The following is a 24,170-nucleotide window of genomic DNA, read 5'->3' as shown; positions in this document are numbered from 1 at the left end:
TTCCTTGTTGGGCTCACCCTGCTTGCTTTACACGCATGTACCATTCAACAAGCCGCCGAACTTGACGCTCCGTATAGCCTCTGGAGGTCATGCGCTCGACGAACTGCCCGTGCTTCTTCTCGGTTTCTCCGTCCTTCTTCGACCCGAAGGAAATGACCGGCAACAAATCCTCGACCTGGGAGAACATCCGCTTTTCGATGACTTCGCGGATCTTTTCGTAGCTCGTCCAGGATGGATTCTTTCCAGCATTGCCTGCTCGTGCCCTCAGGCAGAACTTGACGACCTCGTTTCGGAAATCCTTCGGATTGGCAATTCCAGCCGGCTTCTCGATCTTGGTCAGTTCCTGATTGAGCAGGTCGCGATCGAGCATCTGGCCGGTATCGGGATCCTTGAAGTCGACATCCTCGATCCAGGCATCGGCATAATCGACATAGCGGTCAAAGAGGTTCTGACCGTAGTCTCCATAGGATTCCAGATAGGCCTTCTGGATTTCATGCCCTATGAATTCGGCATAGCGCGGCCCAAGCTCGCCCTTGATGAACTCGATGTAGAGTTTCTCGGTTTCGCTCGGAAGCTGCTCACGCCGGATCGCCTGCTCCAGCACATACATGAGATGAACCGGATCAGCGCCGACTTCCGTCGTATCGTGGTTGAAAGTCGCCGCCAGCACCTTGAAGGCAAATCGGGTCGAAACGCCGTCCATGCCTTCGTCAACACCCGCCGCATCGTGATATTCCTGAACACTTCGGGCGCGCGGATCGGTCTCCTTCAGGCTTTCGCCGTCATATACCCTCAGCTTGGAGAACAGTGTCGAGTTCTCATGACGCGTCAGGCGGGACAATACGGTGAAGCGGGCAAGCGTTTCCAGGGTCGAGGGAGCGCACGGCGCCGTGCTGAGTTCGGATTCCTCGATCAGCTTTTCGTAAATCTTCTGCTCTTCCGTGACCCGCAGGCAATAGGGAACCTTGACGACGCAGATACGGTCGATGAAGGCCTCGTTGTTCTTGTTGGCCTTGAAGGTCTGCCATTCGGCTTCGTTCGAGTGCGCCAGGATGACGCCGGAAAACGGGATGGCGCCGATATTCTCGGTACCGATGTAATTGCCTTCCTGCGTCGCCGTCAGCAGCGGATGCAGCATCTTGATCGGCGCCTTGAACATCTCGACGAATTCGAGAATGCCCTGGTTGGCCCGGTTGAGACCACCCGAATAGCTGTAGGCATCCGCATCGTTCTGGGCGAGGCTTTCGAGCTTGCGAATATCAACCTTGCCGACGAGCGAGGAGATGTCCTGATTGTTCTCGTCACCGGGCTCCGTCTTGGCGATGGCGATCTGCCGCAAACGCGACGGGTTCATTTTCACCACGCGGAACTTGGAAATATCGCCTTCGAATTCTTCCAGGCGTTTCAGGCACCAAGGGCTCATGAGACCAGTCAGCCGCCGGCGGGGGATGCGGTATTTTTCTTCCAGTATCGATCCCATGGTCACAGGATCGAAAAGGCTGAGCGGACTTTCGAAAACCGGGCTGATCTCGTCCCCGGCCTTCAGCACGTAGATGGGGTGAACTTCCATCAGCGCCTTCAGACGTTCGGCAAGAGAGGATTTGCCGCCACCGACAGGGCCGAGCAGGTACAGGATCTGCTTTCGCTCCTCCAGTCCCTGGGCCGCATGGCGAAAGAAGGCGACGATCCGTTCGATCGTCTCTTCCATGCCATAGAAGCCGGAGAAGGCAGGATAGACCCGGATCGTGCGATTCATGAAAATACGCCCAAGCCGGGTATCCTTGGCGGTATCCACCATCTGGGCGTCGCCCATGGCGGCCAACAGACGCTCCGTCGCGTTGGCGTACATCAGGGGATTATCCCGACACGCTTCCAAGTATTCGGAAAACGATAACTCGCTTTCGCGCCGCGCTTCAAAAGTACGGGCGAATTCGTTAAACAGCACATCGTTGTTGTTCATGGCGCCTCGATAGCTTTGCTATTGCAACTAACGCCGCATCCGGCGAGTTTACACCCGCCACCACATTATATGGTGGGGGAAGCTTCATTACGAATCAAGACCTGGCCTATCTATAATTCGTACGCCCGATTCGGCAGCGCAGCAATATCTCGCTACTTACGCAGACTTGAATTTAATAATGCATACCACGGAGATTGCCGGAAGCGTTCTCGGCTCAATTTAAGATAGCAATCGCGAAACGAATACGACCGCCGCGACTCACAAGCCACATGGCTTCCCCGGAAGCCGATAGCACCTGTTTATATTGAGTTTAACCGCTCAACCGCGCGATAAACACGTCCCCACGCACGACCATCCGACTGCCTCGAAAAGATCGCCGCGATCTGTGGATAAAAACTGCGTTAGCAGGGATGCGTAAGCCATGACTTACGGCCTAACGCAATAAAGGCGACCAAAAACACGAAGCATTAATGGCAATGCAAGAAAGTGAATGGTGCCCGGAGGCGGATTTGAACCACCGACACGCGGATTTTCAATCCGCTGCTCTACCAACTGAGCTATCCGGGCAACTCTGCTTCGCTTGAAAAGCTCTTCTTGAAGAGCCTTAGGGGCTTGGTTCTCCCCGGAAGCGAGCGGGGTTATAGCATCTTGTTCGGCCATGTCCAGCGTCAAATGACTCTTTTTTGACGGGAAACGGGATTTTGCCAATTCCGAAGGAAATTGAAGGATTTACGGGAGAGTAAACGACAAGAACCTCGATAGCGGCCGAAGGAAATCTCAATCGGGGGCATCCGAAGCCGGCTATGTCCCGGCTCACTCCTCGTCGGAATAATCCGCCTTCGTCTCGTCTTCCGCAACGGGAATCGCATAGGAGCCGTTGAGCCAACGGGACAGATCCGACGAACGGCAGCGATCCGAACAGAAAGGATAATGCTCGCGCACCGAAGGACGTCCGCACTCGGCACAAGAACGCGTCTTCCGCAAAGGTTCTACCTTTGCGCCGATCTTCATCCGCTCATCCGCCATGATGATCATCCTTCCTGCCAATGGGCGTGGACATCGAATCCCTCCCCCGACAAAAGCAGCATGGTTTCATAAAGGGGCAATCCGACGACATTCGTGTAGGAGCCGACGATTTTCTGAACGAAGCAGCCGGCCAGACCCTGAATACCGTACGCCCCCGCCTTGCCGCGCCATTGGCCGGACGCGAGATAAGCTTCGATATCGGTTTCGGACAGCCGCTTGAAGCGCACTTTCGTCTCGACGACCTTCTGCCGCAGCTTGCGATCGGGCGTGATCACGCAGATGCCCGTATAGACCCAATGGGTGCGGCCGGACAAAAGATGCAGAGCCGACGAAGCTTCATCGACGAACTCCGCCTTTGGCAGGATCCGCCGCCCCACCGCGACAACGGTATCTGCCGCGAGCAGATAGCTGCCCTGCCAGGTGACATCATTGCGGATGACGGCATGGGCCGCCTCCGCCTTTTCAGCGGAAAGCCGGCGGGCAAGCGAGCGCGGATGTTCGGACTTGGCCGGCGTCTCGTCGATATCCATCGGCATCAGGCGCGCAGGATCGATCCCCGCCTGATGCAGCAGGTCGACGCGACGCGGCGAGCCGGAAGCCAATATCAGCTTGTGTTTCAGCGCCATCAAACCTCGACCATCGCAGGCGGACTAGGAAGGATCGGCCCGTTCGAAACGGCCGATTATTTGAAACGATAGGTGATGCGGCCCTTGGTGAGGTCGTAAGGGGTCATTTCCACCAGCACCTTGTCGCCTGCCAGAACGCGGATGCGGTTCTTGCGCATGCGGCCAGCCGTATGAGCGATGATCTCATGCTCATTCTCGAGCTTTACGCGAAAGGTCGCGTTCGGCAGCAATTCGGTGACAATACCGGGAAATTCCAGGACTTCTTCTTTCGGCATTAAGGCTTTTCTTCCTGTAGGGTTTGAGGCCGGGGGCTCGGCCTCCGGGAAATTTGCGCGGAAACTACACAATCAACGCGGTTTTGTGAACCTCGTTGATCAGGCTTTATGCATTTGTTTCACGCCGGCTGTACGGCAATACCATCCCGTCTGACAAGCCTGCTCTCGATCAGGCCGATCAGACGATCTCGAACTTCGCGGTAAGCATCCAATATCTGCTCTCGAGTGCCGGTTGCAACCGTCGGGTCGGGCATGGGCCAATAAACGACATCAACGGCCTTGGACCGGGTGAGTTCCAGCGCGGCGTGATGCGCTTCCGGCGACAGGGTGATGATCACGTCGAAGAAGTCGTCTTCCAGCTCTTCGAGGGTCTGCGGCTGTCGGCGCAACACGACAAGGCCGATCTCCTCAAGAACCGTATCGACGAACGGATCCCTCTCGCCGGCACGAACACCCACCGAATTTACATAGATGCCAGGCGGGAGAAGCCTGCGGGCGATCGCCTCCGCCATGGGTGAGCGGATCGCGTTCATGCCGCACATGAACAGTATCGCTCCGGGGATCTTACCGCTGCCTGCGGCCACTGGGCTCTCCATGGCCGTCACCCGCGCCAGTAGAGGACGCAGACGAGGGTAAACAGGCGCCGGGCCGTATCGAAATCCAGCGTGATCTTGCCCTGCAGCCGGTCGATCAGCGTCTGCGAGCCCTCGTTGTGAACGCCGCGACGCCCCATGTCGATCGCCTCGATCTTGCTCGGCGTCGCCGAACGGATCGCTTCATAGTAGCTCTCGCAGATCATGAAATAATCCTTCACGATCCTGCGGAAGGGCGTCAGCGACAATATATGCGTCGCCACCTCGCCGCCCTCCTCCGTCCTAATGGTGAAGACCAGCTTGGAATCGATCAGCGACAGGTTCAGCCGGTAGGGACCACCGGTATGGCCCACGGGCTCGAAGCTGTTTTCCTCGATGAGATCGAAGATCGCGACCGCCCGCTCGTGCTCGACATCGGGCGTAGAACGGCCGATCGTGTCGTCGAGGACCACATCGCTCAGCCGGTAGTCGCCTTCAGCCATCGCTCATTTTTCCAGATTGAGCCGTATTGCGACCGAGCGGGCATGCGCATCCAGCCCCTCGGAGGTCGCAAGCGCGATCGCCGCAGGTCCGAGTGCACGCAACTGTTCTGCGCCGAGCCGCAGGATCGATGTCCGCTTCACGAAATCCAGCACGCCAAGGCCGGACGAATAGCGCGCCGAACGCGCCGTCGGCAGCACATGGTTCGATCCGCCGACATAATCGCCGATGACTTCAGGCGTATGCGCGCCGATGAAGATGGCGCCGGCATTGCGAATACCGGGCAGAAGCGCATCGGGATCGGCAACGGCGAGTTCCAGATGCTCAGGCGCGATCCTGTTGGAAAGCGGCAGCGCGGCCTTGAAGTCAGGCACCAGAATGATCGCGCCGAAATCGCGCCAGCTTGCAGCAGCCATTTCGGAACGGCTGAGTGTCTTCAATTGCCTTTCGACGGCAGCCTCGACCGCCTTGGCGAATTCCGCATCGTCGGTGATCAGGATCGATTGCGCAGCCGCGTCATGTTCCGCCTGGGCCAGAAGGTCGGCGGCTATCCAGTCCGGATTGTTGTCCTTGTCGGCAATGACGAGCACTTCCGACGGGCCGGCGATCATGTCGATGCCGACGGTGCCGAAGACGTGCTTCTTGGCGGCCGCGACATAGGCATTGCCGGGACCGGTGATCTTGGCGACCGGGGCAATCGTTTCCGTGCCATAGGCAAGGGCTGCAATCGCCTGCGCACCGCCGAGACGGTAGATTTCCGTGACGCCTGCCAGTTTTGCCGCCGCAAGCGTTGCCGGATTGACCGCGCCGCCCGTCGCCGGAACCACGATGACGATGCGCTCGACGCCAGCGACCTTGGCCGGCACCGCGTTCATCAGCACCGAACTCGGATAGCTCGCCGTGCCGCCCGGAACATAGAGACCGACGGCCTCGATCGCCGTCCAGCGCGAGCCGAGCCCGACGCCGAGCTCGTCCTCATAGATATCGTCCTTCGGCAATTGCCTGCGATGATGGGATTCGATGCGGACGGCAGCGACCTTCAGCGCGCCGAGCACTTCGGAAGGAACCAGCTCGATCGCCTGGTTGATTTCTTCTTCGGTGACGCGCATCGGGACCTTGGTAAAGTCCACGCCGTCGAATTTCTTGGAATAATCCGCCAGAGCCGCATCGCCGCGCGCCCGGACATCGTCGATGATGGCGCGAACCGCCAGGTTGACGTCTTCGGACACTTCCCTCTTGGTCGTCAGGAAAGCCGCAAACTTCTGCTCGAACCCTTCAGATCCATGTTCCAGCCAGATAGCCACTGCCGATAGTCCTTTCAAATCGAGGCCGCCTGCCGGCTGCCGAAATTATTCCCCGTCCGAGTGGTCGGGTTTGGAAGCCGTTTCCCACGCGCCGCCGACATCCGCAAGCTGAACTTCGATACATTCGACATCGAGCGCGATCGTCGCGTTGCCGGCAAGCGTCAATTCCACGGTGCCATCAGGGCCCTCGCCCTTCTGCTCGAAACGGATGGCAAGCAGCGACAGAACCTCGTCGCGCCGGCGCCTGTCGATGCCGGTCGAGCGAACCGCCTGCACCCGTTTGAACACGAGGGCCGAGCGATGCCGCTCATAGGCCTTGTCCTTGCGGTCGGAAAGCTCCCAGACGAAGCGATTGGCGGTGATCGAAAACTGGCCTAAGCGCGGCGAATAGAACATGTCGCCCACTTTGAAGACGCTGTCCTGCATATGCGCCGATATGATTGCCAGGTCCTCGTTGTCGAGCGCCAGGAGCTTCAAAGTGGTCATTCGTCTTACGTCCCCATCACCAGCCAATACCGGAAAGCGGCATCCCCGTGATGGAGATAGGACGCAACGACAAAAGACGCAACCGCGGAAGCGTGAACTCCGCGGCGCGTCAGCCGTTTTCGATTATTCGCTGATCCGCTCGACGATCGCGCCGCAACGGGTCAGCTTCTCTTCCAGCCGTTCGAAGCCGCGATCAAGGTGATAGACGCGCGACACGACGGTCTCGCCCTCGGCTGCAAGGCCGGCGATGACGAGCGATACCGAAGCGCGCAGATCCGTCGCCATGACTGGCGCGCCGCGCAGTCGCTCGACGCCCTCGATCTTCGCAGTCTGGCCGGAAAGCGAAATTTTCGCACCGAGGCGGGCAAGCTCCTGCACATGCATGAAGCGGTTCTCGAAGATGGTCTCGGTGATATGCGAGGTGCCCGACGAGCGCGTCATCAGCGCCATGAACTGCGCCTGCAGGTCGGTCGGGAAGCCCGGGAAGGGATCGGTGACGATATCGACCGGCTTGATGCCGGCGCCGTTGCGCTTGATATGCAGGCCGTTATTGGTCGGCGTGATCTCGGCTCCCGCACGGCGCAGGGTCTCCAGCGCGGTTTCGAGAAGCGTGGAGTCGGTATTTTCCAGCCGCACATCGCCGCCGGCCATGGCAACCGCCATCGCGTATGTGCCGGTCTCGATGCGGTCAGGCAGAACCCTGTGGCGGGCGCCGGAAAGCGAGGTAACGCCTTCGATCGTGATAGTGCTGGTGCCGGCGCCCGATATCTTCGCGCCCATGGCATTCAGGCAGGCTGCAAGGTCGACGATTTCAGGCTCGCGCGCCGCGTTGCCGATCACGGTCGTGCCGCGCGCAAGCGTGGCGGCCATCATGACGACATGCGTCGCGCCGACCGATACTTTCGGGAACGTATAGCGCGCGCCGACAAGGCCGCCCTTCGGAGCCTTGGCATTGATATAGCCGCCATCGATCTCCATCGTCGCGCCGAGGGCCGTCAGACCTTCGAGGAAGAGATCGACCGGACGCGTGCCGATGGTGCAGCCGCCGGGAAGCGAAACGCGGGCATGGCCTTCGCGGGCAAGAAGCGGCCCGATGACCCAGAAGCTGGCGCGCATCTTCGAGACCAGCTCGTAGTGGGCGGTCGTGTCGACGATGGTGCGACAGGTGAAATGGATCGTGCGCGAATAGGAATCTTCCTGGCGCTCGCGACGGCCGTTGACGGCGACGTCGACGCCGTGATTGCCGAGAATGCGCATCAAAAGCTCGACGTCCGCCAGATGCGGCACGTTTTCGAGCGTCAGCGTATCGCTGGTCAGAAGCGAGGCGATCATCAGCGGAAGGGCGGCATTCTTGGCGCCGGAGATCGGAATGACACCGTTAAGTTCATTCCCGCCGACAATCCTGATACGATCCATGTGTCAATTACGGGCCGGGCCCGCCTTTCCTGAGAGTTCCAAGCCTTTAAGAAGGAAGGTGGTGTTTAGACGAAATACAAGGGCGCTTCAATTCGTTTGGTCTGCACGCGACGTTTCATTACGATTCGTCCATTTTTGCGGCAGGAAGCCCATCCGTCTCATCAGCCTGCCCCGCACGGCGGGCACGCACCTGCTGTTTGCGGCGGGCAAGATTCTCGCGAAGCTTCTGCGCCGCACGCTCCCGCCGCCGATCCGCCTCGGTCTTGTCAGCCGCACCCGTCGACCCGACAGCCCCGGCCGCCTGAGCTTTCTCGTCTTCTGTCCCGTCTTTGCTCATAAAGCCTCCATATCCGAAATCCGGCCCATCCAAAAGCTTGACCACACTTTTTCAACGGCTGTTTCGAACAACATGGATTTTGCGGCTTGCACTTGCCGCCAAGCTATGGCAATAGCCGCCTCGCTCACACGACGCGTCACACTGCGTCGCAGAAATGCTGCTATAGCTCAGGGGTAGAGCACTCCCTTGGTAAGGGAGAGGCCGAGAGTTCAAATCTCTCTAGCAGCACCATTCTTTCTATTTGATTTCCAGATAGTTGGTTGTTATCAGAGCCTTGAAAGCGCCTCGGTGGTACACAGAGGTGGCCACATGGTCCTACAAATGCCCCGCCCATTCAAACATCCCAAAACCGGCGTCTACTACTTCCGCGTTCGCGTCCCGGCTGATCTCGTGACTATCGTGGGCAAAGCAGAAGTCAAAATCTCGCTCTCGACGAAAGACCCAGCTCTTGCAAAGGAGCTCTTTGCCGATAAGACGCGTGAGATTGGGAAGCGCTGGAAGACCCTGAGAGCCAATCCGGAGCCTCTGAGCCAGAAGCAGATCGTCGCGCTTGCCGGCAAGGTCTACCGCAAAATTATTGAGCGGTTCGATGACGATCCGGGCAATCCACGTACGTGGCAAAACATAATTGATCTGGCCCATCGTGTTGCCAAAGCCGGGAGTTGGGAACAGTGGTATGGTGCAAGCGTCGATGAGCTTCTTCTAAGCGAGGAATGCACGACCGACGCGGAAAGTCGTGAACGGCTTATCCACAACACCCATGACGCGCTTATTCAAGCCGCAGAGCAGCAACTGAAAAAGGCGCAGGGCGACTATAGCCCCGATCCAAAGGCAGACCGATTTCCGCCTCTTCGGTCAAAAGAGGAGAGATCACCCACGAAGGCCGCCACACTCACCGACCTGTTCAGACTTTGGGAGCGGGACCATCTCGCCGATAAAGGAGCGGCGGGAACCCCGAGCGACTTTCTGCAGAAGATCGACAGCTTCAAGGTGTACCTTGGTCACGAGGAAGTCCACCGCATCACTCCGCTCAATGTGTCTGAATATTGCGACTTCCTACGTCACGAAAAGGGGCTATCTGCCAAGACCGTCAACGGCAAATACCTAGCTGCGATCAGGACCGTCATCCGAGTTGGCCTCGCCAAGGCTCGCATCGCCGTTGATCCGACAGCTAACGTCAGAGTGACAGTTCCGAAGGCTATTAAGGAACGCGCCTCGGGCTTCACGGACGACGAGGCCAACGCGATTTTAGGTGCTGCTCTGCGCGACCCTTCGACACTTGGAGGGATGGCAGATCTGAACAAGCTCGCTTGTCGCTGGGTGCCTTGGATATGTGCCTATACCGGAGCGAGAGCCGGGGAAATTACCCAGCTAAGGCGAGAGGACTTCACCGAGGAATTTGGGATTGCGTCGCTCAAGATCACCCCAGAAGCGGGGACCGTGAAGACCGGCACATATCGCATGGTACCCATTCATCCGCACCTGATCGAACTTGGCCTTCTCGATATGGTAGCCAGCCGCAAACCCGGCCCTCTATTCTACATCCCGAATGACAACAAGCGTAAACCGGGGCACTCACAGGCTGCCAGCGTCCGAGGGAAGGTTGGCGACTGGGTGCGCGACACAGTGGGTGTCAAGGACAAGCGAGTACAGCCGAACCACGCTTGGCGACACAGGTTCAAGACGATTGCGCGTGATGTAGACATCGCACAGCGATACATGGACGCCATTCAGGGACACGAGGACGGAAGCGCCAGCTCCGATTACGGCGAGAACACGATGAAAGCACTCTACCGCGAAATCGCAAAGCTTCCACGGTACGACATCTAACGAGGTGTGCGTGGCTCGGTCGATGGTCTCAAACCCCTCGTCCTATTCTCGAAACAAAAAACACCGATCGGGAGGCGTTGGCTCCGAATTAGCCAGTCCAACCCGAAGGTCGGACCAGCTTTGGCCTGAGGCTCATGAAAGTGATCTGTGCTTCCGGATGGCCTTATCTATCGCGAGGTTAGCCAGCCGATCACAGCGCTCGTTCAAAGGATCGCCACTGTGGCCTTTGACCCATACCCATGAGATCGGACCGAGCGTCTTGCAGAGCTGATCGAGTTCCTGCCACAGATCCATGTTGAGAACAGGTTTCTTGTTGGAGGTACGCCAACCGTTCTGCTTCCACCCTTTCAGCCAGTTCGACATCCCATCGATCACATATTTGCTGTCACTTCGGACGGTAATGGGTATCGTCTTGTCTCTAAGGCGCCTCAACGCCCCCAGGGCTGCCGAAAGCTCCATTCTGTTGTTTGTGGTCGCCTCGACCATTGCACTGGACAGCTCCTTCTCCTTGGTCACGTGGCCGCCAACTTCGAGCTGGAGAACCACGCCCCATCCGCCAGGGCCAGGGTTATTCCGACACGCTCCATCGGTGTGGACGATGTAACGGCTTTTGTTGTGGTCGGAGTTTAAAATTTCAGTGGTCATCAGGTCCTTTCATTCAATGCGGGAGCACAGCCGCGAACCGGATGGTGCGGTTGTTCTGTGCTTGATGTTGTAATTTATGGGTGTGTTGTGTGCTTAAGTAATTTGCCTAAGCACAACGATTGAAGACCATGGTTAAGGCCGCAGCCGCGATTGAGCCCGGTCGAGACCCCCGTAAGGCTCGGGCTCGCTTGAGAGACTTGGACCGCTGATCTTGATAGCGAGACACAAGCTGTTGACTGACATCGAGCGCCGTGGCGATCTCTGGCTGGCTTAGCTTTGGAAAGTAGTCCGACATCCATCGAACCATTTCCTCAACCGACATTTCTCTTCCGTCGGTGAGCTTGGCGCGGTATTCATTCCTAGCCGTGCGGAAGCCATCTAAAGCGGCGACCGCAGTAGCAATCTCCGGTGATACCTCAGCTTCCATTTCCGCCAGCACCAACGCTAGGTGTTGCCCGATCCACTCTTGGGCTTCCGGGCTGACGACATCGAACGGCGTTGAGCGTTCACCGAAATTTCGTCTCAGACGTTTCCCCCATCCCCGTTCTGTCACCCATGGGGCAAGGCGGTGCCGCCAGTCTTCGCCCACATATTCGAGCTGGAGAAAGTTCAGTCTTCTGAGGACGACCCGGAACTTACGGCCCCCGATGCTATGCATATCTGCAACTTCGGTAATCGTTCTCCACTCCCCGGTGGAGATGGTGACAAGTTCACCCGTAGATCTGTCTAGGACTTGCTTGGTGTATTCCATTCTTCCCTTATGTTTTTCAAACACGAGCCGCCGCCGCCGCCATGACGGTGACAAAAGCTTCGTTGCGGTTGTTCTGTTGCTGGATGTTCAGGAGAAGAGGGCGACCTGTCTCCTAGTGGAGCACCTATTGCAGTCAGCCGCCCTTGATGGCCGATGCCTCTCGTTGGTGATCCGCGTACTGGGTCACTATATCTCCGGCACCGGGAGGCTGGTCGAACTCGCGCTATGTTCGATAACTAGCCTTCAGAACTATAGGCCATTCGCCTCAGGCTTCATACCTTCGATGATCGGTCGAAGTTCGTTAGCGTCATTTGCAGAGACCCTGTTCACGTACAGATCGGTGGTACATGGGGGTCGAGATCGACAGCGATCCGCTACGCCGACGTAAGTTCAAGAACTTCGACGATTATGTCGATTTGAGTGAATATGTGGGCCCTGCATCCGTGGCTGATGAGGAAGAAGATGGGTGCGATTTCGACGTGAAGTAGTGCTGTTTCCTAGGGGTGAGGTTCCGTGAGGTGGCTTGAGAAATTCGAATGACGAGCTACTGCTGCCGCTATCTCTCCGTCACCGCGCCTCCTCAATCACTTTCTGGACGGCTGACTTGCTGAACCCTATCTGAGCTGCGATTTGCCGCACACTCGCGCCTTCCTTCTTCATAGCCGTGATCTGAGCTTTGATCTCAGAGGTAATGAGCGCCGGTCGGCCACCAGTCTTTCCCTCGGCTTTCGCCTTGGCAATGCCGTCCAACTGACGCTCACGTCGCAACGCGGTCTCAAATTCGGCAAAGGATGCGAGGATACCGAAGAGCAGCTTCCCGGAGCGGGTCGTGGTATCAATGCCGCTATCATCAAGCACCTTGAAGCCGACGCCCTTGGCCGTTAGTCCATCCACGATCTGGTGGAGGTGCGAAGCGCTACGGGCCAAACGATCGAGCTTAGTAATTATCAGCACATCGCTCTCCCGGACGAACTCCAGCGCCTTCTGCAGTTCAGGTCGATCTCGGTCGAGGCCGCTGAGCTTCTCGCTGAAGACCTTCTCACAACCGACTTCTTTCAATCGATCGATCTGTGTCTGATGGTCTTGGCCGGTGGAGCTAACTCTGGCGTAGCCGACGATCATGCAATGTCCTCACTCTAAGAGAAATGTGGACAAATGGTTAGTGGACGCGAAGTGGACAGTCAAGTGAAGGTTGTCCAAAAAGTAAGCTTTGTGGACGCGCGTCTGCACTAGATTCCAGCCGCTCGATCTCAAGCCCACACCGCACGCATGGCCAACCGTTTAACTGTAAATTTGGACTTGCTCGTTAGGTCGTGCCTATTATGTTTCAGGAACATCCTCATGCTTGTCAGACGTCCCCCAGCTCAACAAATAGAAGACCAGCCTCTCTTTGATCGGATCCGTGAGGCAGTGGAACGAGATCAATGCGTGACCGCCTGGGAACAGCACGTCCTTGCCCTTCATTATTCTTTAGACGATATGAATCACCCGCTTCAGCGCTGGCCTTTATGCTTTACGACGCGGTTCACGACGGATCGCGCCAGACTAACTCTTACGACAGGGCTGAATCATCAGTTCAAGTTTGTGTACGCGGTACGTATTCCACTGGATGCCATAGAGTTTGATCCCGAGGGCGGAGCTAGATTCGACGCCAAGCTGAAGGATGATGCGTTTGTTTGGGAGCTGCAGACTGGTACGGTAGTTTCTACGGAAGAGTACACCAAGCTCCCAGTTCAAACTGATGCTTCCAGCGTTCGCCTTGCGTAATGACCCCCATACCGCTACGCGGGCAAGATCTGGTCTGGCGATCCGAGCCCACTTAGGCGAGGTTGAGGTGAAACCTGTTCCATTTCACAGGACGTGACGCATAGAATCACCAGCCGTCCGCTGGTCAGCGCTGCGAGCGAACAGGGACGACCTGCCGCTTTAGCGTGGATGTAGAGGACGTCTATTTGGTCGGGGGTACCGGGGGGAACCGCCACCAGTCGCTTATCTGATGGGGCGCTCGCATTTTTCTACCAAAACATTCCGCTACTGCTCCTACAGGTCACTACCTGTTTACCGACGCGGTCGATAACAGATGCAGCACACGCATTCGGGGAATGGCATGAATCAACAGGCACTTTCGGCATTCATCTGGTCTGTCGCCGACCTCCTCCGTGGCGACTACAAGCAAGCCGATTACGGAAAGGTGATCCTACCGTTTACCGTGCTTCGCCGCATCGACTGCGTTCTGGAGCCGACGAAACAGGCTGTACTCGCTGAGCTTGAAGCCAAGACCGCTGCCGGGGTCAATCCCGAGCCATTTCTGCTGCGTAAAGCGGGGCAGACGTTCTACAATACCTCCAAGCTCGACATGAAGCTGTTGACTGGCGATCAGGACAACATCTCAGCGAACCTCTATGCATATGTCCAAGGCTTTTCGGAGGATGTCCGCGACATCTTCGAGCGTTTCGAGTTCGCCGCGCAGATCGACCGGTTGGCCAAGGCCAAGCTGCTCTATCAGGTGGCCGAGAAGTTTGCCCGGGTGGATCTTCATCCCGACAAGGTCAGCAACATGCAGATGGGGCAGATCTTCGAGGAGCTGATCCGCAGATTCTCCGAACTGTCGAACGAGACCGCCGGGGAGCACTTCACACCCCGCGAAGTCATTAAGCTTATGGTCAACCTCCTGTTCGTCGAGGATGACGACATCCTGTCGAAGCCGGGTGTTGTCCGCACCATCTACGATCCGACAGCAGGAACCGGCGGGATGCTGTCGATTGCCGAGGAGTATCTCGCCGAGCACAACGAACAGGCCCGTCTGGTGATGAACGGGCAGGAGTTGAACCCGGAATCCTACGCGATCTGCAAGGCGGACATGCTGATTAAGGGGCAGGACGTTAGCAACATCGTCTTCGGCAACACGCTGTCCGAGGACGGCCATGCCGACGCCAAGTTCGACTACATGCTCTCCAACCCGCCCTTCGGCGTCGAGTGGAAGAAGGTTGAGAAGGATGTTCGGGCGGAACATGAGCAGAAAGGCTTCAACGGTCGCTTCGGCCCCGGCCTTCCCCGCGTGTCCGATGGCTCGCTGCTGTTCCTGCTGCATCTCATTTCCAAGATGCGCCCGGCGGTGGACGGCGGCAGTCGCTTTGCCATTGTCCTCAATGGCTCCCCCCTGTTCACCGGCGGGGCTGGAAGCGGCGAGAGCGAGATCCGTCGCTACGTACTGGAGAACGACCTACTGGAAGCCATCATCGCGTTGCCGACGGACATGTTCTACAACACCGGCATTTCCACCTATGTCTGGGTCCTATCCAACCGCAAGCCAGTGCACCGCAAGGGCAAGACACAGCTGATCGACGGCTCTTCCTTCTGGCAGAAGATGCGCAAGAGCCTCGGGTCGAAGCGCAAGGAAATGGGCGAAGCGGACATCGCCACCATTACCCGCCTGTTTGGCACATTCTCCGAGGCTCAGACCGCAACAGTCCTCAATACTAGCGGCAAGGAAATCGGACGCGAGGTTGTGACCGCCGGGGACGCGCCGCCGGTGGCTCCGGAGGGCGGCAAGGTCAAACTCGCGCCCCTGTCCCAGATCTTCCCCAACGAGGCCTTCGGCTATCGCACGATCACGGTGGAACGTCCGCTGCTGGACGAGCACGGGAAGGTGGTGTTCGGATCCCGGGCCAAGTCCAAGGGCCAGCCACAGGCGGACACTGCCCTGCGTGACACGGAGAACGTACCGTTGTCGGAGCGGATCGAGGACTATTTCGCCCGAGAGGTTCTGCCCCACGCCAAGGATGCCTGGATCGACGATGAGAAGATCAAAGTAGGATACGAGATTCCATTCAACCGTCACTTCTATGTCTTCGAACCGCCGCGTCCACTAGAAGAGATTGATGTTGAGCTGAAGAAGATTACGGGCAGCATCCTGAAGATGCTCGGAGGATTGTCCGCATGACACCTGTGATCCAGAAGCTCTCGGAGTATTCGAGCTATCAGCCAAGCGGTGTGGATTGGATAGGCGAAGTTCCCAGCCACTGGGACATTGTTCGCTTCAAGCATGGACTACGCCTAGTAACCACGAAGGGCGGGAATGAAGATCATAAAATTGCGCTGGAGAACATCGAGAGCTGGTCAGGAAGATACCTCGAAACGGACACGACGTACGAAGGCGAGGGTACCTCATTTCGCGCAGGGGACATCCTGTTCGGGAAGTTGCGCCCCTATTTGGCAAAAGCTCTCTTGGCCACTTCCAATGGGCAAGCGGTTGGCGATTTCCATGTCTTGCGACCCGCGGCTCAGACCAATCCCCGTTTCGCGCAATACTTTGTGCTAAGTAGAGATTTTATCTCGATCGTTGATGGATCTACCTACGGTGCCAAGATGCCCCGCGCTAGTTGGGACTTTATCTCTTCGTTGCCGCTCCCTTTACCTCCCTTGGCAGAACAAGCCGCCATCGTCACCTTCCTCGACCGCGAAACAGCCAAGATCGATGCGCTGGTAGAGGAGCAAAGGCGGTTGATCGACCTGCTGAAAGAGAAGCGTCAGGCCGCCATTTCCCATGCCGTCACTAACGGGTTGAACCCGAATGCGCCGATGAAGGACACGGGAATCGAATGGCTAGGCAAGGTGCCAGAGCATTGGCCGGTGACGCCGCTAAAGTATGTTGCTGGATTTCAGAGCGGGGGAACACCGAGTAAGGCGAATCCTGATTACTGGGAGGGATCCGTACCGTGGGCATCAGCGAAAGATCTTAAGTCAGATCTGCTGGCAACAACCTTGGACTCTATCACCGAAGCAGCGCTTCAGGATGGTGCTGCCTCTCTGGTTCCTGCAGGATCCATCATTGTTTTGGTTCGGGGAATGATGCTCGCGAGAGCTTTCCCCGTGTGCGTATCTACTGTTCCAATGGCGATCAATCAGGACCTCAAAGCAGTCAATGGCGTTGGCATAGACAACGACTTCCTCGCATGGGTATTGCGCGGACTTGAGAGGGAGACGCTGTCGAGGCTTGACGAAGCGGGGCATGGCACCAAAGCGTTACGGATGGATGCTTGGACGTCAATGAACGTTCCAATTCCCCCACTGGACGAACAGCAAGCCATAGCTGCTCATTTGGAGCAAGAGACGAAAAAGAACGAACGCCTACAAGCGGCTGCAGAACGGGCGATAACTCTTCTGCAAGAGCGACGCTCCGCGCTTATTGCCGCTGCTGTAACTGGAAAAATCGATGTGCGGCATCAGCAAACGCCAGCAGCTGACGCCACCTTGGTGCGAGCCGCCGTAGGCTTCGAAGTCGTGCGGCGACTTGCCCATCGGCCAACGTTTGGTCGGGTAAAGCTGCAGAAGCTCGTCTACTTAGCAGAAACATATGCTGGGATCGAAGAGCTTGGAGGAAGCTACCAACGGGAAGCGGCTGGTCCTCTTGATCGTGCGCTCATTTCCGACATCGAGCGCCTTCTTCAGCGGGATGGGGAAGTGCTCGTTGCGCAACCTGATGGTCGCGGCAGCGCGGTGGCCTACAGGTTTTCCGGGCCAAGGCCAAAGGTTGAAAGGGAAGATCTTGGACCCTTGTTGGGAGACCGCCGTGAACGTTTCGAGCAAGTACTAACCAAGGTTGGCGATCTGGACACCAAGGGTGCTGAGGCGGTGGCCACACTCTTTGCCGTTTGGAATGATGCGCTTCTTGATCGGGCCACGATCAATGATGAGGGGATTATCACAGGCTTTCTCACCGAGTGGCATCACGAGAAGCCACTGAAGTTCAAGCGCGACGAACTGCATACATGGCTGGGATGGATGCGGAGGAATGGCATCATTCCCATGGGCCAAGGGCCTCGCACTCAAACGGGGAGGCTGGTAATCTAATGTCCCTTCACAAAGAAATTAGTTTCGAAGCGGAAATCTGTGGCCATCTTGCTGCGCATGGCTGGCTTCATTCGGCAAACGACGCCGCCCAATACGACCGCAGCCGAGCGCTGTTTGTACCGGATGTCGTCGCATGGGTCCAAGCCTCGCAGCCAAAGGCATGGGACACACTGGCCAAGAATCACGGTCCCGCTGCCGAAACTATGTTGTCCGATCGTATACGCAAACAGCTCGACGAGCGCGGAACGCTTGATGTTCTGCGTCACGGCGTTGAACTGATTGGCCTTCGGACGCCGCTGAAACTTGCCGAGTTCAAACCTGCATTTGGCCTGAATGAGGAAATTCTCGCCCGATATAACGCCAACCGGCTGCGCGTCATCCGGCAGGTGCGTTATTCCAAGGTCAACGAGAATTGCATCGATCTCGTGCTATTCCTTAATGGAATCCCTGTCTCGACCGTCGAATTGAAGACCGATTTCACCCAGAGCGTCCACGATGCTGTGGACCAGTTTCGGTTCGACCGTCATCCGAGCCCCAAAGGGCAATCCCCGGAGCCGCTCCTTAGTTTCCCGAGCGGCGCCATGGTTCACTTCGCGGTCAGCAATGCCGAAGTGATGATGACGACCAAGCTTGAGGGCGCGGACACTCGCTTCCTGCCGTTCAACAAGGGCAATGGCGGCGGAAAGGGTAATCCGCCTGATCAGAGCGGCCATCCTACAGGCTACCTTTGGCGGGAGATTTGGGAGCGCCATTCGTGGCTGGAGATCCTCGGGCGCTACATTGTCGCGCAAATGGACAAGAAGAAGAAGATCGCCAGCCTGATCTTTCCACGCTTTCACCAACTTGATGCCACGCGAAGGCTTCAGGCCGCAGTTCTCGCCGAAGGTGCCGGGAGCAAATACCTGATTCAACACTCGGCTGGATCGGGAAAGACGAACTCTATCGCATGGTCGGCCCATTTTCTTGCCGATCTCCACGATGAGCAGCACCGCAAGGTGTTCGACACCGTTATAGTCGTCTCTGACCGCAATGTAATCGACACCCAGCTTCAAGAGGCAATCTTTGGCTTCGAGCGCACGACGGGTGTTGTCGAGACTATCACCAGTGAGGGCGGGGCGAAGAGCGGCAAACTGGCCGAAGCGTTGGCGGGAGGCAAGAAGATTGTGGTCTGCACGATTCAGACCTTTCCTTTTGCGCTGAACGCTGTTCGGGAACTGGCTGCAACTCAAGGCAAGAGGTTTGCCGTCATTGCCGACGAGGCGCATTCCAGCCAGACGGGCGAGACAGCCTCTAAGCTGAAGCAGGTGCTTTCGCCGGAAGAGCTGGCGGAACTCGGAGACGGTGGCGAAGTGAGTAGTGAAGACGTTCTCGCGGCTCAGATGGCAACCCGTGCAAGCGAAAGCGGCATTACCTACGTTGCCTTCACTGCGACACCCAAAGGCAAGACGTTGGAACTCTTCGGGCGTCGGCCAGATCCGAAAGAGCCGGCAAGCGACAACAACAAGCCAGCCCCATTCCATGTCTATTCGATGCGTCAGGCCATTGAAGAGGGCTTCATCCTTGACGTGCTGAAGAACTACACGCCCTATGATCTCGCCTTCAAACTGGCAAACGCCGGGGATGAGATGGAGGATCGCGAGGTCGAGCGGAAGGAAGCTGTTAAGGCCCTGATGCGCTGGGTTCGCCTTCATCCGTACAACATCAGCCAGAAGGTACAGATCGTCGTCGAGCACTACCGAGCGAATGTCCAGCCGTTGCTTAATGGCAAGGCAAAGGCCATGGTCGTGACCGGCAGCCGCATAGAGGCCGTACGCTGGCAGATCGCAATTCGGAAATACATTCGGGAGCAGGGCTACGATCTCGGAACGTTGGTGGCCTTCTCCGGCGAGGTCGATGACAAGGAAAGCGGGCCTGAGCCATTCCTTGAGACGAGCAAGGAGTTGAACCCGGGCCTGAAAGGTGGCGACATCCGCGAGACCTTCAAGCTGCCAGAATACCACGTCCTGCTGGTGGCCAATAAATTCCAGACAGGCTTCGATCAGCCTCTGCTCTGCGGCATGTATGTGGATCGCCGCTTAGCTGGTATTCAGGCCGTTCAGACGCTCTCCCGTCTCAATCGGGCGCATCCAGGCAAGGACACAACCTATGTCCTCGATTTCGTCAATAGCTCGGATGACATCCTCAAGGCGTTCCAGACCTACTACGAAACGGCGGAACTGGCCGGAGTGACCGATCCCAACTTGGTATTCGACTTGAGGGCGAAGCTTGACGCTTCTGGCTACTACGACAGCTTCGAGGTTGATCGGGTGGTCAAAGCAGAGCTCGATCCGCATTCGACCCAAGGCGACCTCATAGCTGCCATTATGCCGGTCGCTGATCGGTTGCTGAAGGCATACAAGGAGGCGCAGGATTTCCGTCGGGTGGCCTTGTCGAAGGAGGACGAGAGGGGCGCGAAGGACGCCAAGGACGAGATGGACGCCCTGCTGCTCTTCCGTGGCGACATGGGAGCCTTCATCCGCGTCTATGCCTTCCTGTCTCAGATCTTCGATTACGGCAATACCGACATCGAGAAACGCTCGATCTTCTTCAAGCGGCTGATACCGCTGCTGGAGTTCGGTCGTGAACGGGATGTGGTTGATGTGTCTCAGATCAAGCTGACGCACCACAAGCTGTCGAGCAAGGGCGAGCGGGATCTGGCACTGAGCGGCTTCTCAGAGCCTTTGACGCCGTATACGGCCCCGGGTTCAGGCTCCGTGCAGGACAAAGAGAAGGCGCTGCTCGCCGAAATTGTGGCGCGGGTCAATGACCTCTTCCAAGGTGAGCTGACTGACGACGATCAAGTGATCTACGTCAACAACGTCCTCAAGGGGAAACTCATGGAGTCCGAGACGTTAGCCCGGCAAGCCGAGCACAACACGAAGGAACAGTTCGCCAACTCGCCGGACCTTTCCAAGGCAATCCTCGACGCCATTATGGACGCCTTCGATGCTCACGCCACCATGAGCAAACAGGCACTGGATTCCCAGAAGGTGCGCGACGGCATCAAAGACATCTTGCTCGGCCCGGGACAGCTCTGGGAAGGGCTGCGAGAGAAATCGGATGCGTGAGAAGATTCAACTTATTTGAGCGATAGCTTAATATGATAGGGCGACACCATCTCAAGGATGACCGTATCGCCGGGTTTCGCTTTGGAATGTGCGAAGAAGCTCCCTACGAAAGCTCTCGCCCTAAAGAACGGTCGGGGCTTGCCTGTCCGGCTATCGGAAGGGACATCGGTCTCGCATCGCCGTCCGTTATATTCCAGCACAACCGATCTAGGCGCCTTCAGAGCAGCGTTGCTACCTCCGAATACATCACGTGGAAGATGCGGGATCAGATCGGTGATGTAGATGTGGTTGTTTGGCGTATCGACGCCGAAATTTCCGTCAGTCAATTCAACTTCGAAACGCATTGCGCACCCACTAACTCCATTTGTCGATACGCAGCTACATCGGTCGCCGTGTTTGGTAAAGGGCGATTTGTCGATCCAAGCGCTAGGCCACACTGGTGGTACACACGACTTGACAGGCCGCCCCTGAAGCGCCTATTTCACAGGGGTATTGATAGATTTCTGCCGAGTTCAAATCTCTCTAGCAGCACCAGCTTTCTTCTCCGGAAAATCGAATCGCTCCCTTTTCAAAGACTGGCGACTCTGGGCATTGTCCCAATACGAGGATGACGCTCATAGTGCCGGATTGCAATTGAAGTTGGAAACAATCGAGCGATAAAGCTCGCTCGTCAATTCGCAACCCTTCTAGGTGGAGCACTTCAGCCCGCCCTCCGGCGCCGGCTTGCCACGTTCGTCCGTCCCCGATCATCCCAATTTCTCTTAACCAAATCCCAAGATCGGACCTTTGTCTCAGCAAGCTGGGACCTTTGCTGCATTGCGAAAAGGTGGCCGTTGAACTAACGTAACGTCAGGCAGAAATTTAAGCCTTTTATAACTGTTTTGTGCGCGCTCCGACACGCCTGACGCCGATGGATGCTCATGGCAGGATTGTTTCGAAAGATATTTGGCGGGAATACCGAGAAGGTCGTGGAGAAGCCGCCGCGGGTGCGGCTTAGCCTCGATCCGTTGGCTTATGCTGCCATTTACGCCATTGGCGATGTACATGGCTGCTACGAAGCGCTGATCGAAGCGGAGAGGCGGATCGTCGAGGACGCAAGCCTCATTGCCGGCCCGAAACTGATCGTGCTTCTCGGCGATTATGTCGACCGGGGCAAACGATCGAGGGACGTCCTCCAGCATCTTTGCGCGCCGGCCCCGGAAGGTTTCCACCGCGTCGCCCTCTGCGGCAACCATGATGACGCCTTCTTCAAGTTCCTGACCGCGCCGCGCACGAATATCGGCTGGCTGGAGTTCGGCGGCGAGGAAACGCTCTATTCCTATGGCGTGGATGCCAAATATCTTTTCAGCCAGGGGCGAGGCGGTCTGGATGCGCTCTGCGCAGCAATTCGCCTTGCCGTTCCGACGGAACATATCGAATTGCTGCGATCCATGCCGATCGCTCTTTCCATTGGCGATCTGATCTTCGTGCATGCGGGCGTGCGCCCCGGCGTATCGATGGATTCGCAATCGGATCGGGATCTGATGTGGATACGCGAACCTTTCATCACCAAGGGTCCGCAGCTGCCATCGCTCGTCATCCACGGCCATACGCCTGATATGAAGCCCGTCTTTGCCAGCGGGCGCATCGGCATCGACACCGCCGCCTTCGCAACAGGCAACCTAACGGTTCTGAAGATCGCCGGCGGCGAGCCGTCGGTCTTTCCCGTCGCCGCTTAAGTCGCCAGAACAAAGCCCAGAACCAGAACAGAGCCTGGAAACGGAAAACGGCCGGAGCTGAAACACCGGCCGCTAATAGGGTTTTCAAAATCCGGCTCGAATCGCAATTCGCTGCTCGGTCGGCGAGCAGCGATCCGAGCAGCGACCTTAATTTTTGCCGTTCCCAATGTCTCTGATTGAATCTCGTGTCGAGACTGTATCGGATGTTGTGCCGGCCGCGGTTGATGTAATGGCGTTGGCGATATCGAGGAACTTCAGGAGTTCGACGGAGCCGGAATTGCCGCTGTAGAGGATGTCCTTGTCGGCGAGCGCGAACTTCTGGGCGGCGAAGAAGCCGGACGGGTCGCGCAGGTTGGCGCGGAAGACGACCGGGATCTTGTCGGATTGGAAGGCGGAGGTGTTGACGTTCATCGCCTGCAGGATCTTGCGGTCGACATTGCGATAGAGCAGCACCTGGGCCGGGTTCGCCTGGTCGTCCCTCAGGCCGCCCGCCTTGGCGATGCCTTCGGCCAGCGACAGGTCGGTGTCCTCGAAGTCGAAGCGGCCGTTCTGGCCGTTGGCGCCGAAGGCGACGAAGGTGCGGCGCTGATGGTCGGCAAAGACCGTGTCGTCAGGTGCGACATAGATGTTTTCCGACGGGTTCTTCAGCAGCGTCTCGTAAGGCACGGTCGCCGTCTTGCCGCGGCGCTGCAGCGTGATGTTGGTCTCGATGCCCGCCGTCTTCAGGCCGCCGGCCTGCGACAACACGTCGAGCACGCGCTCGCCGGACGAATTGAGCTCGACGCGGGTCGGTGTCGTCACGTCGCCCAACACAGCCACCTGGCTGGAATTGCTGGTGACGGTCGTAATGACCACCTGCGGCTCGATGGCGCGGTTGGACAGCTTGTCCTCGATGTCGCGCTCGACCTCTTCCTTCAGGCGGCCGGCTGCCTGGATCCGTCCCGCATAGGGCACGCTGATCGTGCCTGACCGGTCGATCGTCTGGTTGGGGAGCGTGATGAAGTTGCCCGGACGGCTGCCGGCATCAGACGGAATGAACAGGCCGCCCGACTGGGCTTCGAAGATCGAGACCTGGACAACGTCGCCATAACCGAGCGGAATGTCCGGCGGGCCGCCCTTGCCGCCGCCAAAACTCTGCTTCAGCGAGGTCGCGGCCTTCTCGTCGAAATATTTCAGCATATTCTGGCTGAGGTCGACCAGGACATAATCGATGCCGGCCTTGCGGTCCTTGGTGGTCACCTTGACGGCGGCATGGTTGTCGATGGCTTTTTCATCGGGGCCGGAGCGCGGCAGGTAAGTACATCCCGACAACAACATCGCAGCAAAGGCAATGCAGCCGATCGGCTTCAAAATGTTTTTGTTCATATACCGCCCACTCGATGATCCCCGAAGGGCACTTGTCCCTCCGACGCAGCAATTATCAGAGTTGCCTGAAGAATTCGAGAAGGTTTTCCCAAAGCAAACTCAAGAGAATCCCCAACTGTTGCACCGCAGCAACGTTGCTATAGAAATAAAAAGTCAAGGATTTACCGAGTAAAAATGGAATCGAAGATGTGACTGCAATTAAACCGATTGTTTTCGGCGTAAACGGCGGTTTATCGGCCTATTTTATACCCATACGCCTCATTTCGTGGCAGTTTATGTTTATATTAGGCATTATTAAACCATAAATATATTTTGATAGTAAAGTCACATCTTGGAAAACTTGGCGTTGTAACCAAGGCTCAGCGGAGGCTGACATCGGCCATTGAAACCGCCTCTCT

The 24,170-nt window shown here is 57.3% G+C and carries 20 protein-coding genes and 2 tRNA genes; 7 read left to right on the top strand and 15 right to left on the bottom strand.

Annotated elements, in window-relative coordinates; all coding sequences use genetic code 11:
* Positions 1–13 precede the first annotated feature (13 nt).
* From EV561_RS24080 to EV561_RS24030, 11 genes are all read right to left on the bottom strand, one after another.
* Positions 14–1,960, bottom strand: a complete 1,947-nt coding sequence (locus tag EV561_RS24080) for a PrkA family serine protein kinase (RefSeq protein WP_132525202.1) — start codon at positions 1,958–1,960, stop codon at positions 14–16.
* A gap of 491 nt (positions 1,961–2,451) precedes the next feature.
* Positions 2,452–2,527: transfer RNA gene (locus tag EV561_RS24075), tRNA-Phe, on the bottom strand.
* Between the two features lie 246 nt (positions 2,528–2,773).
* Positions 2,774–2,986: a DNA gyrase inhibitor YacG gene (gene yacG / locus EV561_RS24070; RefSeq protein WP_188079878.1), complete on the bottom strand. Its 213-nt coding sequence runs from the start codon at positions 2,984–2,986 to the stop codon at positions 2,774–2,776.
* Positions 2,987–2,991: 5 nt separating this feature from the next.
* Complete coding sequence (locus EV561_RS24065; RefSeq protein ID WP_132525200.1) at positions 2,992–3,612, bottom strand: Maf-like protein; 621 nt, start codon at positions 3,610–3,612, stop codon at positions 2,992–2,994.
* 56 nt (positions 3,613–3,668) lie between these two features.
* A complete protein-coding gene (infA, locus tag EV561_RS24060; protein WP_003545338.1) occupies positions 3,669–3,887 on the bottom strand; it encodes a translation initiation factor IF-1 in 219 nt (72 codons plus the stop codon).
* A gap of 119 nt (positions 3,888–4,006) precedes the next feature.
* Entirely contained in the window at positions 4,007–4,483 is a 477-nt protein-coding gene (locus EV561_RS24055) for a low molecular weight phosphatase family protein (protein ID WP_132525198.1), read from the bottom strand.
* 5 nt (positions 4,484–4,488) lie between these two features.
* Complete coding sequence (locus EV561_RS24050) at positions 4,489–4,962, bottom strand: UPF0262 family protein (RefSeq protein WP_132525196.1); 474 nt, start codon at positions 4,960–4,962, stop codon at positions 4,489–4,491.
* Positions 4,963–4,965: 3 nt separating this feature from the next.
* Positions 4,966–6,264 (bottom strand): histidinol dehydrogenase, encoded by a 1,299-nt coding sequence (hisD, locus tag EV561_RS24045; protein WP_132525194.1) that lies wholly within the window; start codon positions 6,262–6,264, stop codon positions 4,966–4,968.
* Between the two features lie 45 nt (positions 6,265–6,309).
* Positions 6,310–6,750, bottom strand: a complete 441-nt coding sequence (locus tag EV561_RS24040) for a DUF2948 family protein (protein WP_132525192.1) — start codon at positions 6,748–6,750, stop codon at positions 6,310–6,312.
* A gap of 123 nt (positions 6,751–6,873) precedes the next feature.
* The gene (gene murA, locus EV561_RS24035; protein ID WP_132525190.1) at positions 6,874–8,166 is read right to left on the bottom strand and encodes a UDP-N-acetylglucosamine 1-carboxyvinyltransferase; all 1,293 of its coding nucleotides are present in this window, start codon (positions 8,164–8,166) and stop codon (positions 6,874–6,876) included.
* Positions 8,167–8,284: 118 nt separating this feature from the next.
* Positions 8,285–8,503, bottom strand: a complete 219-nt coding sequence (locus tag EV561_RS24030; protein WP_132525188.1) for a hypothetical protein — start codon at positions 8,501–8,503, stop codon at positions 8,285–8,287.
* 156 nt (positions 8,504–8,659) lie between these two features.
* Here EV561_RS24030 and EV561_RS24025 point away from each other — a divergent pair.
* Both EV561_RS24025 and EV561_RS24020 read left to right on the top strand, forming a co-directional pair.
* Positions 8,660–8,734: transfer RNA gene (locus EV561_RS24025), tRNA-Thr, on the top strand.
* 78 nt (positions 8,735–8,812) lie between these two features.
* Positions 8,813–10,333, top strand: coding sequence for a DUF6538 domain-containing protein (locus EV561_RS24020; RefSeq protein WP_132525186.1), 1,521 nt, complete (start codon positions 8,813–8,815; stop codon positions 10,331–10,333).
* Between the two features lie 132 nt (positions 10,334–10,465).
* Here EV561_RS24020 and rnhA read toward each other — a convergent pair whose 3' ends face one another.
* The 3 genes from rnhA to EV561_RS24005 form a co-directional block, all read right to left on the bottom strand.
* Positions 10,466–10,978 (bottom strand): ribonuclease HI, encoded by a 513-nt coding sequence (gene rnhA, locus EV561_RS24015; protein WP_132525184.1) that lies wholly within the window; start codon positions 10,976–10,978, stop codon positions 10,466–10,468.
* A gap of 106 nt (positions 10,979–11,084) precedes the next feature.
* On the bottom strand, positions 11,085–11,753 hold the full coding sequence (locus EV561_RS24010) for a hypothetical protein (protein ID WP_245512874.1): 669 nt from the start codon (positions 11,751–11,753) through the stop codon (positions 11,085–11,087).
* 543 nt (positions 11,754–12,296) lie between these two features.
* Positions 12,297–12,851 carry a recombinase family protein gene (locus EV561_RS24005; RefSeq protein ID WP_132525182.1) on the bottom strand — a complete coding sequence of 185 codons (555 nt, stop codon included), beginning with the start codon at positions 12,849–12,851 and terminating at the stop codon, positions 12,297–12,299.
* A gap of 219 nt (positions 12,852–13,070) precedes the next feature.
* Between EV561_RS24005 and EV561_RS24000 the strand changes: the two genes are divergently transcribed.
* The 5 genes from EV561_RS24000 to EV561_RS23980 all read left to right on the top strand — a co-directional run bounded on the left by EV561_RS24000 (position 13,071) and on the right by EV561_RS23980 (position 22,407).
* Positions 13,071–13,496 carry a hypothetical protein gene (locus tag EV561_RS24000; protein ID WP_132525180.1) on the top strand — a complete coding sequence of 142 codons (426 nt, stop codon included), beginning with the start codon at positions 13,071–13,073 and terminating at the stop codon, positions 13,494–13,496.
* A 340-nt stretch (positions 13,497–13,836) separates the two neighbouring features.
* Entirely contained in the window at positions 13,837–15,672 is a 1,836-nt protein-coding gene (locus EV561_RS23995; protein WP_132525178.1) for a class I SAM-dependent DNA methyltransferase, read from the top strand.
* The gene (locus EV561_RS23990; RefSeq protein ID WP_132525176.1) at positions 15,669–17,582 is read left to right on the top strand and encodes a restriction endonuclease subunit S; all 1,914 of its coding nucleotides are present in this window, start codon (positions 15,669–15,671) and stop codon (positions 17,580–17,582) included. The genes EV561_RS23995 and EV561_RS23990 overlap by 4 nt, the downstream gene beginning before the upstream one ends.
* Positions 17,582–20,689, top strand: coding sequence for a type I restriction endonuclease (locus tag EV561_RS23985; RefSeq protein WP_132525174.1), 3,108 nt, complete (start codon positions 17,582–17,584; stop codon positions 20,687–20,689). Before EV561_RS23990 ends, EV561_RS23985 begins: the two co-directional genes overlap by 1 nt.
* Before the next feature lie 920 nt (positions 20,690–21,609).
* Positions 21,610–22,407, top strand: coding sequence for a metallophosphoesterase family protein (locus tag EV561_RS23980; protein ID WP_348633752.1), 798 nt, complete (start codon positions 21,610–21,612; stop codon positions 22,405–22,407).
* A 147-nt stretch (positions 22,408–22,554) separates the two neighbouring features.
* Here EV561_RS23980 and EV561_RS23975 read toward each other — a convergent pair whose 3' ends face one another.
* The gene (locus EV561_RS23975; protein ID WP_132525170.1) at positions 22,555–23,772 is read right to left on the bottom strand and encodes a polysaccharide biosynthesis/export family protein; all 1,218 of its coding nucleotides are present in this window, start codon (positions 23,770–23,772) and stop codon (positions 22,555–22,557) included.
* Between the last annotated feature and the right edge of the window lie 398 nt (positions 23,773–24,170).

It is taken from the genome of Rhizobium sp. BK376 (assembly GCF_004341625.1).
In the GTDB taxonomy this organism is placed as follows: Bacteria; Pseudomonadota; Alphaproteobacteria; order Rhizobiales; family Rhizobiaceae; genus Rhizobium.
This window is presented reverse-complemented; position numbering and strand designations above follow the sequence as displayed.